At 50.8% G+C, this 14,822-nt stretch carries 12 protein-coding genes; 10 read left to right on the plus strand and 2 right to left on the minus strand.

The features are described from left to right. The first annotated feature begins 10 nt into the window (after window positions 1-10). From ACPV3A_RS04135 to ACPV3A_RS04155, 5 genes are all read left to right on the plus strand, one after another. Window positions 11-1,459 (plus strand): MDR family MFS transporter, encoded by a 1,449-nt coding sequence (locus tag ACPV3A_RS04135; protein ID WP_374198255.1) that lies wholly within the window; start codon window positions 11-13, stop codon window positions 1,457-1,459. 28 nt (window positions 1,460-1,487) lie between these two features. Beyond that, complete coding sequence (locus tag ACPV3A_RS04140) at window positions 1,488-2,087, plus strand: TetR/AcrR family transcriptional regulator (RefSeq protein ID WP_426198263.1); 600 nt, start codon at window positions 1,488-1,490, stop codon at window positions 2,085-2,087. Between the two features lie 167 nt (window positions 2,088-2,254). Continuing rightward, complete coding sequence (locus tag ACPV3A_RS04145; RefSeq protein WP_426198264.1) at window positions 2,255-3,286, plus strand: copper amine oxidase N-terminal domain-containing protein; 1,032 nt, start codon at window positions 2,255-2,257, stop codon at window positions 3,284-3,286. A gap of 252 nt (window positions 3,287-3,538) precedes the next feature. After that, a complete protein-coding gene (locus tag ACPV3A_RS04150; RefSeq protein WP_426198265.1) occupies window positions 3,539-4,861 on the plus strand; it encodes an MFS transporter in 1,323 nt (440 codons plus the stop codon). After that, on the plus strand, window positions 4,833-5,750 hold the full coding sequence (locus tag ACPV3A_RS04155) for a polysaccharide deacetylase family protein (RefSeq protein WP_426198266.1): 918 nt from the start codon (window positions 4,833-4,835) through the stop codon (window positions 5,748-5,750). Before ACPV3A_RS04150 ends, ACPV3A_RS04155 begins: the two co-directional genes overlap by 29 nt. Before the next feature lie 97 nt (window positions 5,751-5,847). On the opposite strand, the gene ACPV3A_RS04160 is transcribed toward ACPV3A_RS04155, so the two are convergent. Then, window positions 5,848-6,579, minus strand: a complete 732-nt coding sequence (locus ACPV3A_RS04160; protein ID WP_426198267.1) for a hypothetical protein — start codon at window positions 6,577-6,579, stop codon at window positions 5,848-5,850. Window positions 6,580-6,739: 160 nt separating this feature from the next. On the opposite strand from ACPV3A_RS04160, the gene ACPV3A_RS04165 reads away from it, so the two are divergent. The 3 genes from ACPV3A_RS04165 to aspA all read left to right on the plus strand — a co-directional run bounded on the left by ACPV3A_RS04165 (window position 6,740) and on the right by aspA (window position 10,500). Then, on the plus strand, window positions 6,740-7,459 hold the full coding sequence (locus ACPV3A_RS04165; protein WP_426198268.1) for a response regulator transcription factor: 720 nt from the start codon (window positions 6,740-6,742) through the stop codon (window positions 7,457-7,459). Next, the gene (locus ACPV3A_RS04170; protein ID WP_426198269.1) at window positions 7,456-8,820 is read left to right on the plus strand and encodes an ATP-binding protein; all 1,365 of its coding nucleotides are present in this window, start codon (window positions 7,456-7,458) and stop codon (window positions 8,818-8,820) included. Before ACPV3A_RS04165 ends, ACPV3A_RS04170 begins: the two co-directional genes overlap by 4 nt. 219 nt (window positions 8,821-9,039) lie before the next feature. After that, on the plus strand, window positions 9,040-10,500 hold the full coding sequence (gene aspA / locus ACPV3A_RS04175; RefSeq protein WP_426198270.1) for an aspartate ammonia-lyase: 1,461 nt from the start codon (window positions 9,040-9,042) through the stop codon (window positions 10,498-10,500). Window positions 10,501-10,600: 100 nt separating this feature from the next. Here the strand turns inward: aspA and ACPV3A_RS04180 are convergent, their stop codons facing one another. Beyond that, on the minus strand, window positions 10,601-11,212 hold the full coding sequence (locus ACPV3A_RS04180; protein WP_426198271.1) for a hypothetical protein: 612 nt from the start codon (window positions 11,210-11,212) through the stop codon (window positions 10,601-10,603). Window positions 11,213-11,451: 239 nt separating this feature from the next. On the opposite strand from ACPV3A_RS04180, the gene ACPV3A_RS04185 reads away from it, so the two are divergent. Then, complete coding sequence (locus ACPV3A_RS04185) at window positions 11,452-13,065, plus strand: ATP-binding protein (protein ID WP_426198272.1); 1,614 nt, start codon at window positions 11,452-11,454, stop codon at window positions 13,063-13,065. Window positions 13,066-13,171: 106 nt separating this feature from the next. Then, window positions 13,172-14,788 carry a Na/Pi cotransporter family protein gene (locus tag ACPV3A_RS04190; RefSeq protein ID WP_220686757.1) on the plus strand — a complete coding sequence of 539 codons (1,617 nt, stop codon included), beginning with the start codon at window positions 13,172-13,174 and terminating at the stop codon, window positions 14,786-14,788. Window positions 14,789-14,822 lie beyond the last annotated feature (34 nt).

Below are 14,822 nucleotides of genomic sequence, written 5' to 3' on the forward strand. Positions count from 1 at the left end.
GGTCTTGGATATGGGAGTGGGGCCAAGTTCGGCCAAGATTGATTTAAGTAAAATAAAGAGAGGGCCGATTGTTGCCGCACTGATTATCGGCGCGTTCGTTTCCATCTTGAATGAGACACTGCTGAACATCGCTTTCCCAAGCTTGATGGAGCAGTTTGGTATTGGAGAGTCAACGGTTCAGTGGCTTTCAACATCCTATATGCTGGTTGTCGGTATTCTGGTGCCGGTCACGGCGCTGCTGCAGCTGTGGTTCACGACAAGACAGATGTTTATAGGCGCCATGACGCTATTTCTTATAGGTACGATTATCTGCGGCTTCTCACCGGTATTCGGGGTGCTGCTGGTAGGGCGTATCCTGCAAGCGGTCGGAACGGGACTCATGCTGCCGGTTCTGATGAACACCATACTTAGTATTTATCCGCCTCAGAATCGCGGAGCCGCCATGGGCATGATCGGTCTTGTCATCATGACGGCCCCGGCGATCGGACCGACGCTTTCGGGCTTGATCGTGGACGCGCTGAACTGGCGCTGGTTGTTCTATCTGGTCATTCCATTGGCTGCGTTCTCCATCATATTTGCTGCGGTTTTCCTGAAGAACGTATCCGTACTGACCAAGCCGAAGGTCGATTATATTTCGATTATTCTGTCTACCATCGGTTTCGGGGGTATCGTATATGGATTCAGCAGCGCCGGAGAAGGCACCTGGTCTGATCCGAAGGTGATATGGTGCATTGCGGCAGGGGCCATCAGCTTGCTGTTCTTTGTATGGCGCCAACTGAAGATGAAGGAACCGATGCTGGATCTGCGTACCTTCAAATTCCCGATGTTCTCACTCGTGACCGTACTGATGCTTGTGCTGATGATGAGCATGTTCTCCACCATGATCATGCTGCCATTGTTCCTGCAGAACGCACTGGGCTTAACTGCGCTTGCGGCAGGCCTGGTCATGATGCCTGGTGGTATCATCAACGGATTGATGGCGCCGATTACAGGGAAGCTGTTCGATAAATTCGGACCGAGAGTTCTGATTATCCCTGGTCTTGCTCTCTTGAGTATCGCTATTTTCCTGTTCTCGCGCATCGACGCTTCATGGACCGGTGGTTATGTTATCTTCCTTCATGTTATGATGATGATAGGGATTTCGATGGTTATGATGCCGGCCCAGACTACAGCCTTGAATCAGCTGCCACGCTTGCTGTATCCGCATGGAACAGCCATCATGAATACACTGCAGCAGGTAGCAGGAGCCGTAGGTATGGCGCTCTTTATCAGCATCATGACAGCAGGTGCTAAAAATTACGTTGAAACAACTGGGGATCTCAATCCGGTAGAGAGCATGGTTGCCGGTCTTCATAATGCTTTCGTAATCGGACTTGTTCTTGCAATCATCGCTTTAGTACTGGGCTTATTTGTTAAACGCACAACCTCACCCGTTGAAGAAGAACAGTCTGCTGCATAAGGTTCCCGTGTGTTCAAATTAGAAAGGGATGCGTGCATTGCCGAAAGAGAATGACGAGTTGGGTCAAAAGATTTTGGATACGGCTCAGGCTTTATTTAATAAATACGGAGTCGAGGACGTCTCCATGCATCAAGTGGCGAAAACGGCCGGGATCGGGCAAGGCACTTTGTACCGCCGTTACCCCAGCAAGAGCAAGATTTGTTTTACGCTGATGGAAGCCAAGATCGATCGGTTTATGGAGGGGCTGGAGGTTTACCTTCAGCGCAGCGAAGGTGAACCGGTGGCTCATCGGCTGCGGACGGTGATGACGAAGGTCATTCTGCATTTCAATGAAGACTTGGAGTGGCTACGGGTAATGCTGACCTCTGACCGGCTGGAGGACACCAAGAACATTATGTGTGAGAACCCGCCCTTCACGTTTTTGCGGACTCAGATCAAGCGCCTGCTGGAGCGTGCGGCGGAGCAGGGAGTACTGATGCCGCTTGACCCTCAGTTTACCTCTGTGATGCTTGCATCTCTGCCGCGCGCGGATATCATTCTATACATGCGTGATATGGGCTACAGCGCGGAGCAGATAGCGGAGGAATATTGCAGAAGCTTTGTTGACCCGCTGTTTATCCATCGCTAAGTCAGATAATAGAGGCCGTTTCGGAAGACTTGATAAGTCTAACCCGGAACGGCCTTTTTGCGTACTATCTTCCACATTCACTTATCATTTCATTGCAACATTTGGCAAATACGCCCGTCAGTATAGTAGTACATGATAATTTAAGGCACCCAGAAAGGATGATGAGCATGAACAAACAATGGAAGAAGCAAGCAGCGACACTGATGGTTGCGGCCATCGCTGTCTCCGGTGGCGCAGCGGCTTATGCGGCACCCCAAACTGGAGGCAGCCAGGAACAGAAACCGGTCGTAATTTCGGCTGTAACGGATTATGGAGTTCTGGTTAACGGTAAGGAAGTGGCGGGCACCGGTTATATGAACGCCGATGCGAAGCAGGTCATGATTCCGCTGCGGAGTGTATCCGAGGCGCTCGGATTTGAATTGAGCTGGAATCAACAGGACCGCTCTGCGGAGCTGACTAAACCGGGATCCCCGATCTGGACCCTCGTGCAAACGGGCAAAGACCAGTATGCGGTTAACAAAATGTACAAGTCCCTCGGCGCTGCGCCGGTGAATGTGAAGGGCACGCTCTATGTTCCGGCTAACTTCTTCAGCGAAGTGCTCCATGCTAACGTCTCGGTAGATGGCACGAAAGTGAGCATCTCGTCCGAAGAAGAAGTGAAGAAGGAAACCGTCACTGGCAAAATCACCGAAATTATCAATAACGAAGATCGCCAAGCCGTTCACATAAACGGCACGGGAACGGAAGGAATCATTCTAAACGTGGATGAGAATACCGTTATCCGAGATGAAGAAGGCAAGGGGATCGAGTTTAAGGACCTTGCGAAAGGGATGAAGATTGAAGCCGTTCACAGCCTGGCGATGACCATGAGCCTGCCTCCGCAGACCTATGCTTATAAAATCAGCGTGAAGTCGGACAAGGAAGAGACGGAGCAGCTCGCTACTGCCGGTGCCATCGCAGACATCAATGCGGATGGCGGCAACCTGCGCGTAACGATTAAGGGTAAGGGATTAACGGAACAATCGCCGAATGAAGTCGTCCTGAATTTGACGCCTGAGACGGTTGTCGTGAATAAAGACGGAAAAACCTTGAAAGCAAGCGATTTGGCTGATGATGCAGAGATTATCGGTTACTACAGCCCGGTGCTCACCAAGAGCCTGCCGCCGATCGGCAATGCGATCAAAATCGTTCTTCAATAAGGAATGAAAACAAGAAGCCTGGCGGATAACGCCAGGCTTCTTTAGTCGTTAATGTAAAGAGGGGGAATGGGTATTTGAGGGATTCCATGGCATTGATCCTTTCGAAAGATCATCTAATCTTATGGTTGCAAAATGGCCTTTGCATGAACTGTATTAGTGAGACCTCTTTCCCCTCCGGCAAGAGCAGGTATATTCGTGCCATGCGCAGAATACTGTACAACAAAATCGTCCATGACGGATGGAGGGAAACGGATGAAGCGCAGTTGGGTAAATTCGCCGTATTCATATTCGCTTGGCATGTTTGCCATGATGGTTCCGAGCCAGGCGTTCAGCTCCTTTTACATCTTTTTCTACGTGGATACATTGGGTCTTGGCATAGGGCTGGCATCCCTGGCACGAACCGTATTTCTGATCTGGGATGCGGTTAATAATCCGCTGATGGGGTATTGGTCCGACCGTACGAAGACCCGGCTGGGGCGGCGCAGGCCGTGGGTATTCGGCGCCATTCCGCTGTTTATGCTGACCTTCGTGCTGGTGTTCTCGCCGCCGGAAGGATTGTCTGAGAACGGACTGTTCATGTGGTTCTTAGTTGCCCTTATCCTGTATGAAGCGGTAGCGACCGTATTATGGGTCAATTATGGAGCGCTGTTCCCTGAGCTGTTCCGCGGAGACCGCATCCGGGCGAAGGCTTCGGCCGTCCAGCAGGGCTACCAGGTTGTGGCGTTATTGATCGGTACCGCGCTGACCCCGATTATTTATGACGCCATGGGATTTTCGAGTATGGCGATTCTGTACGCGCTGCTGTTCGGCGTGTTCATGTTCCTCTGCATGATGAGCGTCCGGGAGCAGGAGGCGTACAGCGCAAGCGAGCCGCTCAAGCTTGTCCAAGCATTCCGCGAAACCTTGCGCAACAAGAAGTTCTGGGTGTTTAACATCTCCAATTCATTCGCCCAGACTGTAAATGGACTAATAAGCTCGACGATTCCTTTTTACGCAAAATATGTGCTCAACATCCCGGATAATCAAGTATCTATTCTGCTGGCAGCCGTGTTTGTATCGGTCATTCCGCTGGTATTCGTCTGGTACTGGATGATCCGCCGGATGGACGGCGTTAAGGCATGGCGTTTGTCGCTAGGGGTATATGGGTTATCCGTCATCCCTCTGTGGTTTGGCTATGATCTGATCAGCGGGATTCTGGCAGGCATCGGCGTGGGATTCGGTCTTGCGGGATTTCTGGTAACGCCGGCCATGGTGAGCGGCAACATCATCGACGAAGATGCGGAGCGGACGGGGCTGCGCAGAGAGGGGATCTATACGGCTGTCAGCGGATTTATTACGCGTTCCAGCGGATTGATCTCTGCCCTGGCATTTTTTGTGGTAGGCATGATATTCGGGTATGAAAGCGGTGACAATCCGGGGAGCGATCCGGAATCGACTTTCAGGTATTTGATTAGTGTCGTTCCATTGTGCTTGCTGGCGGTCTCCTTCCTGTTATCGTTTGCAACCAAAATCGAATTCTCAAAAACCATAGGAGGCGGGCACGACCATGGAGCGAAGACTGATCATCAACTGTGACGATTTCGGGCAGAGCAAGGCCATGAATGAGGCGATCCGGCATCTGCTGGAGGAGAACAAAGTCTCTTCGGCAACCATTATGACCGTGGCTCCCGGCTTTGAAGAAGCGGCCTCCTGGGCGGCACGCCGACGCCAACCGAATGTGGGGCTGCATCTCACCATGACGAGCGAATTTGAGGCTCTGCGATGGAGAAGCTTAACAGGGCATTCCTCCCTTCATGATGCCAGCGGCCATCAATACCGGACCGTTCAGGAGTTTGAACGAGGGGCAGAGACGGGTGCCGTGCTAAAAGAGCTGGAGGCACAGTACCGGCTGGCGAGCAAGGCCGGGATCCGCATCAGCCATGTGGATAATCACATGGGCAGCCTGTACGGGATGGAAACGGGGCGAAGCCTCATTCCGCAGATGCTGTGGAAGACTTCGCGTTGGCGCCTCCCCGCGCGACTATTCCGCTATATCTATCCGGAGGATCCGCTGCTCAGCTCGCTGCCGAATATCGAGCGTCCGGTCGCCCTCGCTTCAGGACTTGCTGACACGTTTGGCGTGCCGATCCCGGATTATCTGCTCTCTCATCCGTTTCCCGTTGTTGAGGGAGAGACCTACGAGAGCTTCAAGCAATCGCTGATTGATAAGCTGTACAGACTCCCTGAAGGGGTCAGTGAAACCTACGTCCATCCCGGAGCGGAAGATAATTGGATGCTGGCGAATATCCCGCATTGGGAGAAGCGGGTATGGGAGTACCGGCTGCTGTTCGATGACGATTTTGCTTACGGGCTGCGGGATGCCAAGGTGATCCTGACGGATTACCGTTATGTAGAGGAGCATTTGAAGAAGCCCCGCGTGCGTTCGGCCATGAAGCTGATGAAGGCAATGGCCAAAAAAACGTAAGTCTATACCAAAACAAGCCCTGCCGCGGCACCGGCAGGGCTTGTTTTTCTGTTAAGTACGGTTGGCTTTCGCCGACCGATGCTGCTGACGTATAAGTTTACTTCGCTTCAGCTTCCAGCTTAGCGATCTGTTCCTTGTATTGGTCCAGCAGCTTCGTCAATGCTTCTTTAATGGCATCCGAGTCCTTGGAACCTACGGCTTTGAAGAGGTCGATTCTGGCATGGATGAAAGCCAGATCTTCATCGCTGATTTTCACACCTTCCAAATTTGCTGCATCGCTGATCTTCACTGCCTCCAAACCTGCTGCCTCGCCATGGATCACGTCGTGTTTCACTACGCCGGCATCGGTTTTAACAGCTTCGGCTACTTCTATTGCCGTACCTTCTAGTGGAGTAAACTCCTTGAACTGGATCGATTTGAATTCCTTGATATCCCCGCTGCTCGGGGACCCGTTGATATCTACAGCCGGAGTAGCCTTCACGGCAATTGCAATTCCGAATTCGCCATCTCCCGTAACCGGCTGTGTATCACCGTTGTCTGCGTCGACAGCTGCAGCCTCCGAGAAGAAGAAGGTTCCCTCGGCTCCGGCAAGCTTGCCGTACTTCTCAAGCGTTTCTTTCCAATCCTGTACCGTTTCCGGTGCATATTTCTCTGCCAATTCCAGCGGGTTCGGCAGAATGGAGATGGTAGTGGCGGCTTGTATAGGTGCGCTTTTGCCTGGTTGTTTTGGTACATCACTTGTGTCAGCTCCTGATGCATGTACGGGGACGGCTGCCGTTCCGAGCAGGGCGGCGGACAGGGCGAGCTTGCCAAACAGTTTGTGTTTCATCGTTTAACACTCCTTGTGGGGTTGGTTTGTCTTACAGTACCCAGTGTACGAGTCAGCATTGGCAGAACATTGGTGTATTTGTGGAAAAATAATGGCAATCCCCTTCATCTTCCTACAGCTTGGTATACTGAAAGGAGATGAAGCCCGGAGGTCTATATATATGAATCAAAATTATCTCATCGCCGTGGTTGACGATGATCAGCATATACGTAATTTGGTGGAAGCTTATTTGCGCAAGGAGGGCTACAAGACGGTTGGCCTTGGCACGGCAGAGGAGGGCTGGGAGATGTGGAGAACGAATCCGCCGGATATGTGGGTGCTGGATATTATGCTGCCCGGCATGGACGGCTTCGAATTGTGCCGACGGATCCGTGCAGAGGCCGAGGTCCCGATCATCATGATCTCTGCCAAGGATAGCGAAGTGGATAAAATACTGGGGCTTGAGCTGGGAAGCGATGACTACATGGTCAAGCCGTTCAGCCCGCGCGAGTTGGTTGCCCGAATCAAACGACAGCTGAACCGATGGTACAAATTCCATCATGAGGAGCGTGTTCCGCGGCTTGCGCCGGCTTCTCCGGAGCTTAGCAACGGACGCCTTCAGTTAATGCTGGAGGAACGGCGCGTGTTCTGGGAAGGGGAAGAAGTGGATATGACCAACAAAGAATTCGAGATGCTGAAAGTGTTTGCCGAGCATCCGAACCGTGCCTTTACAAGAGATGAGCTGCTAACCTCCGTATGGGGCGACGACTATTTTGGAAGCGACCGTGCGGTCGATCATCTCATTAAACGGCTTCGCAAGAAGGTGGAGCAGCTGCCGATCGAGGCTATCTGGGGGCATGGATACCGAATGAGAGTGGATGGGGAGGAATCATCGATATGAAGCTGGTGCATCAGATCAATCTTGCGTTTGCCTTGTCGCTAATACTCGTGCTTTCCGTGACGGCGGTTGTGATTCATTATGTGCTGATGGACCATTTTATCGGGACGCAGAGAAAGGACATGCAGACCATAGGGGCTGAGCTGACGGCAAAACTCGAAACTGCCGCCGCCAAGAGCATTCCTATTGAGAGTGCGCCTTTGGCCGTTAGCGGCTTGACCTCGGCACAGGTTGCGGAAGTAGGCGTAATCATCCAGGATAACGAAGGGAATGTGGTCAGCTCGAGTCCGGTAACTCCCTCGGCTCAATTCATGGTAAGTCAGGCGATTCGACCGGACTATGTGGCTTCGTACTCATCCGCAGCGGGGAGCGGTCAATTCCTCACCGAGGTGACGGCGGTTCCCCAAGGTACGATGACACTGATCACTCCGATCAGCAAGATTAAGGCCATTGAGCAGGCGCTAATGGGGCGTTTGATGCTCGTATTTGCTGTGGGAGGCGTAATCATGGTTATCTTAAGCTTGTTCATCACCAAGAGATTGATTAAGCCGCTCATGCTGCTGCGGGAGGAATTGAAGAAGGTGAAAGAGCGCCAGTTCTCCGAAGTTCAGCGGGTGTCGGCAAGCGGAGAGATCGGTGTAGTTGCAGAGTCTGTGTACGAAATGGCGGGTGAACTGGAGCGGTACAATCATGTGCAGAAGCAGTTCTTCCAGAACGCATCCCACGAGTTGAAGTCGCCGCTCATGTCCATCTCCGGGTATGCGGAGGGAATTCGGGACGGGGTATTCGAAGGGGAGGAGATCCGCAAAGGGCTGGATATCATTATGAGTGAGAGCAGCCGCATGACCAATATCGTGACCGAGATGACGCTGCTCGCGAAGCTGGACAGCGAGGACGACATCTTTAAGGCAACGGCGGTCAATTTGAAGGAGCTCGTGGAGGAAACGATCGAAAGAGTCAATCCGGTCTTGGTGAAAAAAGGACTGTTCGTGCATCCTTCCTATGGCGATAACGAATCGTTAATGGTGTATGCTGACCGGGATAAGCTGCTGCAAGCGCTGCTAAATATCGTTTCGAATGGAGCAAGGCACGCGAGCAAGCATATATACATTCAAGCCGGTATCCAAAATGGCCGGGTATTCCTCACCGTTTCCGATGATGGCGAAGGCATATCCGAGGAACTGCTTCCGTATTTGTTCCACCGGTTTGTGAAGGGTAAGAATGGGGAGTCCGGTCTGGGTCTGGCCATTGCTCGCGCCATCGTGGAGCGCTGCGGAGGTCTGATCACGGCAGGGAATCGAACGGAGGGAGGGGCCGTCATCTCGGTAGGTTTCCCTCCGCATAGGAAGACCACCGTCTTCTAGTTCAGGTGTGTCCCCATCATGGTCTACAGACAGAATCATCACGATAGGGTAAGAGGGGTCTTTTCTGGGTAATTATACTTAGATAAGGCCTCTTTTTTTGCACGTTCGCACATATCATTCAATATTCTCTAACAAAACGCGTAAGCTATAGAGGATTTCAAGTGGGAAGGCAGAATTCTGTATATATCCGGGCAAGCTGGATGATAACAGGTGACAAGCATGATACAAAATAATCAAAAGGCGATGGTGATGTTGTCCATGGATATGCAGTATCGAATTGAAAAAGATTTTCTGGGGGAAAAACAGCTTCCTGTGGAAGCCTATTACGGAATTAATACGGTTAGGGCGGTAGAGAATTTTCCGATCAGCGGGGTACCCATCCATGCAGAATTGATATCCGCACTGGGCGAAGTTAAGAAAGCCGCTGCCCTGGCGAACATGGAGCTTGGCCTGCTGCCGAAAAAGATAGGCAGTGCCATTATAGAGGCGGCAGACGAGATCATCGCGGGTAATCTCCGTTCCGAATTTATTGTCGATTCCATCCAGGGCGGAGCAGGTACTTCGATCAATATGAATATGAATGAGGTATTGGCGAACCGGGCGCTGGAGATCTTGGGGAAACAGAAGGCCGAGTATTTCTACTGCAATCCTAATAATCATGTTAATATGTCGCAGTCCACGAACGATGCCATCCCGACGGCGATCCGCATCGCGTCTTACCGTCTGACGCAGGATCTGCTTGAGGTGTTCCGGACCTTGGTTGCCGGCATTCAGGAGAAGGCCAAGGAATTTGATGATGTCATCAAGATGGGGCGCACGCATCTGCAGGATGCGGTACCGATTCGACTCGGACAAGAGTTCGGGGCTTATGCCAATGTTCTGACACGTGACATCAACCGGATCGAGCGGGCCGCGCAAGGCTTGTTAGTCGTTAATATGGGGGCGACCGCGGTAGGTACGGGGCTTAATGCAACACCGGACTATATGCACAGTGTCGTCCAGCATTTAATTGAGCAGACAGGCTTCTCCTTGAAGCAAGCCGAAGATTTGGTCGATGCCACACAGAATACCGATGCGTATATGGAATTGTCGGCTGCGCTCAAAGTGTGTGCCGTGAACTTCTCGAAAATGTGCAACGATATCCGCTTGATGGCTTCCGGTCCGAGAGCGGGCTTGAACGAATTGAACGTACCGGCAAGACAACCGGGTTCGTCGATTATGCCGGGCAAGGTCAATCCGGTGATGGCTGAGGTCATGAACCAGGTGTCGTTCCAGGTTATCGGCAATGACCATACGATCAGTTTGGCATGCGAAGCCGGGCAATTCGAGCTTAACGTCATGGTTCCTGTCGCAGCGAACAACTTAATGCATTCCCTCAAAATCCTGAAGAACGGCATGGATGTGTTCTACAAGAATCTGATGGTCGATCTTACGGCGAATAAGGAACGCTGCAAGTTCTTCGTGGATAACAGCTACGGCATTATTACGGCATTGAACCCGCATCTGGGTTATGACGTAGCCTCCAGACTCGTGAAGGAAGCGCAGAAGACAGGGCAAAGCATCAGGGAGATTATTCTGGAGCAGGGTCTTTTGACAGAGGAACAGATCCAGGTCATTCTGGACCCTTATCATATGACATCCCCAGGTATTGCCGGAGAAGAGTTCCTGCTGAACCAATAAGGTGTACCCTTGTTTTATCGATACGAAGAGCCGACCAAGATGTCATCTTGGATCGGCTCTTTTTTGATGCTGTCGATTATCTCTGACGGATGTCGTAGATTTATGGATTGTTGAGTGCAGCTATAAGAGAGGCGATGACGTTCTTCTCGGGATCATCCAGCTCCTTGTTCGATTGCCATTGCTCGAGCTCTTGTTTCACCTGTGTAACATTCTGATAACCAAGATGGTAAGCAATATTGGAAATGACGCTTTGCCTAATATCGTTGTCACTCAAATCAGCGAGTGCCCGAACCACGCCCGCTGTGTCTCTGGTAAACAATTCTCCTGCGATGGCGGCGTATTGCTCGGCAGAGGCACCGTCGAGATTGGTGGTTGCCATGAACAGGCTCCTGTAATGTTCGGGTTCGATAAGGGACCGGTGGGTATACAGCAGCTCAAGAGTCTCCAATGTTTTGCCATTGCTCAGGCGGTTGTATTCTGTCCAGTCCATGCCTTCCAATTGAGCAAGCATGTTCGTGACTTTATCCTCGGTACTCATGTCTTCTCCTTCATATAATGAAAATACGTTTTCCGCCGTACTGTTGTAGTCCGTCACTGCAGTTGTCGGAGGTTCGGATGATGGAGCGGGCGCTTCAGCTGGATTGCTCGAACAGGCTGTTACAAGAAATAGAACGGCCATGAGGAACAAGTAAGCCATATTGGGTTTGAACATGGATTCTCATCTCCTTTACATCCTAAACGGATATTTGCTGTAAATAGTTACATAAACAGGAGGAGAACATAAAAATATGTTTCCAAATATCTGCTTATCCCGTATGCCTTGATAAATGTTAAGATGAAAGCTGCCATGTTCACATTCGATAAGTTTTACTGGCAGGCTCCATTTGCCGATAAAAGTGATAGAATAAACGTTAGGTTACATTAAAGTGGCAGTATGATAAAAAGGGGTATGTGGTTTTGGATAATCGATGTGGTGAAATAACCGATCAGGAGATCATTCTGCAAACGAAGCAGCAGTGTATAGACAAGGGGATGAACCCGGAGCTTGTTCCAACACATACGAATCGATTGAATGACGAAGTATTGGCCGCAAGGCGTGCAAAATATAAAGAATACATCGAAGTGATACAGGTTTTCGTGAATAAGTTCCTTTCTTCCGGATCAGGGAACCCTGTCGTGATTACGATTACGGATAACGAGGGATTCATTCTTGATATGGAAGGGGACCCCACCATCATAGAAACAGCCCGGTATTTGGGTATCACCGAGGGCAACGGCTATTCCCAAGAAGACGGTCCAAGCTCAATTGATCTGTGTCTCCGGTACGAACGTCCGTTTACGTTGATAGGAGAGGATCATTTTCATCACATTCTGCACCGTATGGCATGTTATTCGGCTCCCTTTCACAGCGTGGATGGGAAGGAAATCCTAGGAACCATTTCTCTAATGACGAATAGGGAGTTTGTTCACCCACATTTGCATGCTTTGCTGTGTACGATGGCCGATTCCCTGGAACGGGAGATGGTTACCCGCAAACAGAACACGCAGCTGCAAACCTTGAATCAGGTGCTTCTCGGAACGAATCATTATGGCGTGATCATTACCGATGCAAAGGGTCAGATTCTGGAGATGAACGAAACCAGCTTAAGCCTGCTGTACAAAGGCGGCAGTGATCGGAGACGAACCCAATATGCGGGTCGCTCGGTGTTTGGTATTAAGCCGATTGGCGAGTATTATGAGCAGGTGATACACCGGCAGCAAATCTGCATCGGAGAAGAGCTTTCGCTTGAGATATCCGGAAACATGAATCATTATATACTGGATGTTCAGCCTGCTTACGACCGTGGGGGACAGCTCATGCGGGTGGTAGGTTTTCTTCGTGATATTACGGAGTTGAAGCGTACGGAGGAAGTACTGCGGAATACGGAAAAGCTGGTGTTTGCCGGTCAGGTTGCCGTAAGCATCGCCCATGAAGTGCGTAACCCGCTCACCACGGTGAAGGGAATGCTCCAGTTGGCGAATAAGGAGGCCTGTCTTCGGCACTATGATCTGATCATGTCCGAGCTGGAACGGGCCAATCTGATGGTAGGGGAATTTATGATTTTGGGCAAGCCCCAGGCTGCGGTCTTTAAGCTTGAGGACTGCGGTCAAATTCTGGATGAGGTGCTCCACTTGTTTGCGATCCAGGCGGAGCTTAGCGGGATTGAAATGACCCGAAACATCGGGCAGAATGCTACGATTCTATGCGACCGGAACCAGATTAAGCAAGTTTTTCTTAATATTCTGAAGAATGCGATGGAAGCCTTGCCGCATGGCGGGAACATTCACATTCATCTGGATGTGCAGGAAGGATATCAACGCGTGATCTTTACGGATAACGGCTCCGGCATGACGGACGATGTGCTCCAGCGGATTGGGGAGCCATTTCATACGACCAAGCCGGACGGCAATGGCCTTGGCATTATGATCGTCCATCGGATCATGGAGAGCCATAATGGCAGGATTGTCATCCGGAGCGAGGAAGAGCGAGGGACATCGGTCGAAATAAGTCTGCCGATCTCGTAATATGTCGATACTTAGATAGGTGTAACTTGTTGTGATATTATGCTAAATTATTAGAGGGTTTTTATATCCACACTACGAGGTTGACATCTAAAGGAGGATTTTTTTCTTGGATTGGCAGGATATCCTATTTAAGTTTGTAGGCGGCTTGGGCATTTTTCTGTTCGGCATCAAGTACATGTCGGACGGACTGCAGAAGTCAGCAGGAGACAAAATGCGCGGGTTGCTGGAGAAATACACGTCCAACCCGGTGCTGGGCGTGCTGGTCGGTGTCGGTGTCACGATTCTGATTCAATCCTCATCAGGAACGACCGTGATGGCGATCGGACTGGTCAATGCGGGACTGATGACACTTCGACAAGCCATAGGCGTTATTATGGGCGCCAACATTGGCACAACCATGACTGCATTTATCGTGGGGATCAAAATTGAAGAATATGCACTGCCCATTATTGCGGTAGGAGCGTTCTTTTTATTTTTCTTTAACAAGAAAAGATTTCAATATATTGGCCAAGTGATTTTTGGCTTTGGTACCCTGTTCCTAGGGTTGTCGACTATGGGCAGTGGGGTGAAGCCGCTTAGTCAGCTTCCTGCCTTCACGGATTTTATGATCCAGCTAAAGGACCAACCGATCCTGGCTCTTATTGTTGGTACTTTGTTCACGGTGATTGTGCAAAGCTCAAGCGCGACTATCGGTATATTGCAGACGATTGCAGACGAAGGCATGATCAGCCTCCAAGGATCGCTACCGATCCTGTTCGGCGATAACATCGGGACCACCATTACGGCAGTGCTTGCTTCGATTGGCGCAACAGTCGCCGCAAAGCGAACAGCCTTGGTGCACGTCATCTTTAACGTCATCGGTGCCATTATCTTTATGATTCTGCTGATTCCCGTGCATTCTCTGGTGGCGTGGCTGGGTGAAGGCGTTAATATTCGGATGCAAATCGCGTACGCTCACGGCATCTTCAATACGACCAATGCCCTGATCTTCCTGCCTCTAATTCCGACTCTGGCCTGGATCGTAACCAAGATCATTCCCGGCAAAATGCAGGAAATTGAATTTAAGGCGATTTATCTGGATGAACGTTTACTGGCCACACCGGCTGTCGCTTTTGGACAAGCCCAGCATGAAATTCTGCGCATGGGGCAATATGCCCGAGAGACGCTCAATGATGCGTCTGCTTTCTTTTTCAGCAGGGAACCCCGGGTGGGGGAACTCGCCCTGCAGAAGGAAGAGCTTATCAACGAATTGAATCGGAAAATTACGGATTATATGGTGAAAATCCAGCAGCAGAACGGATTGCCGGAAGGGGAGTCCGAAAAAGCCTCCGGTTGGTTCCAACTGGTGAACGATATTGAGCGGATCGGCGATCATGCGGAAAATATCGTGGAGCTCTCCGAATTCAGCATTAATAAAAAGGTTGAGTTCTCAGAGGAAGCCGGGCGCGAGCTGAAGGAAATGCTGTCCTTAGCCGACAAGGCGGTGGAACGGGCGCTGACTGCGTTAGAGCATAATGACGTGGCCGCGGCTCAAGAGGTGCTGGACTATGAGCGGCAATTAGACGAGATGGAAGTCAGGTTCCGCAAGAGTCATATCCAGCGGTTGAACCAGAATCTGTGCACAGGGAACTCTGGAGCGGTCTATCTGGATATTCTGAGCAACTTGGAACGTGTCGGAGACCACAGTAAGAACATCGCTCAATTCGTCATGCACGAGGAGTAGGCTTAATCGATATGGATTCCATAGAAACAGCGCT

Source organism: Paenibacillus sp. Dod16 (assembly GCF_049893405.1).
GTDB lineage: Bacteria > Bacillota > Bacilli > Paenibacillales > Paenibacillaceae > Paenibacillus_AQ.

Bases quoted from the DNA above. Each gene is read 5' to 3' on its own strand.
- aspA (WP_426198270.1), top strand. From the start codon at position 9,040: ATGATACAAAATAATCAAAAGGCGATGGTGATGTTGTCCATGGATATG.
- ACPV3A_RS04160 (WP_426198267.1), bottom strand. From the start codon at position 6,579: ATGAAACACAAACTGTTTGGCAAGCTCGCCCTGTCCGCCGCCCTGCTC.
- ACPV3A_RS04180 (WP_426198271.1), bottom strand. From the start codon at position 11,212: ATGTTCAAACCCAATATGGCTTACTTGTTCCTCATGGCCGTTCTATTT.
- ACPV3A_RS04155 (WP_426198266.1), top strand. From the start codon at position 4,833: ATGGAGCGAAGACTGATCATCAACTGTGACGATTTCGGGCAGAGCAAG.
- ACPV3A_RS04170 (WP_426198269.1), top strand. From the start codon at position 7,456: ATGAAGCTGGTGCATCAGATCAATCTTGCGTTTGCCTTGTCGCTAATA.
- ACPV3A_RS04135 (WP_374198255.1), top strand. From the start codon at position 11: ATGGGAGTGGGGCCAAGTTCGGCCAAGATTGATTTAAGTAAAATAAAG.
- ACPV3A_RS04165 (WP_426198268.1), top strand. From the start codon at position 6,740: ATGAATCAAAATTATCTCATCGCCGTGGTTGACGATGATCAGCATATA.
- ACPV3A_RS04145 (WP_426198264.1), top strand. From the start codon at position 2,255: ATGAACAAACAATGGAAGAAGCAAGCAGCGACACTGATGGTTGCGGCC.
- ACPV3A_RS04140 (WP_426198263.1), top strand. From the start codon at position 1,488: ATGCGTGCATTGCCGAAAGAGAATGACGAGTTGGGTCAAAAGATTTTG.
- ACPV3A_RS04150 (WP_426198265.1), top strand. From the start codon at position 3,539: ATGAAGCGCAGTTGGGTAAATTCGCCGTATTCATATTCGCTTGGCATG.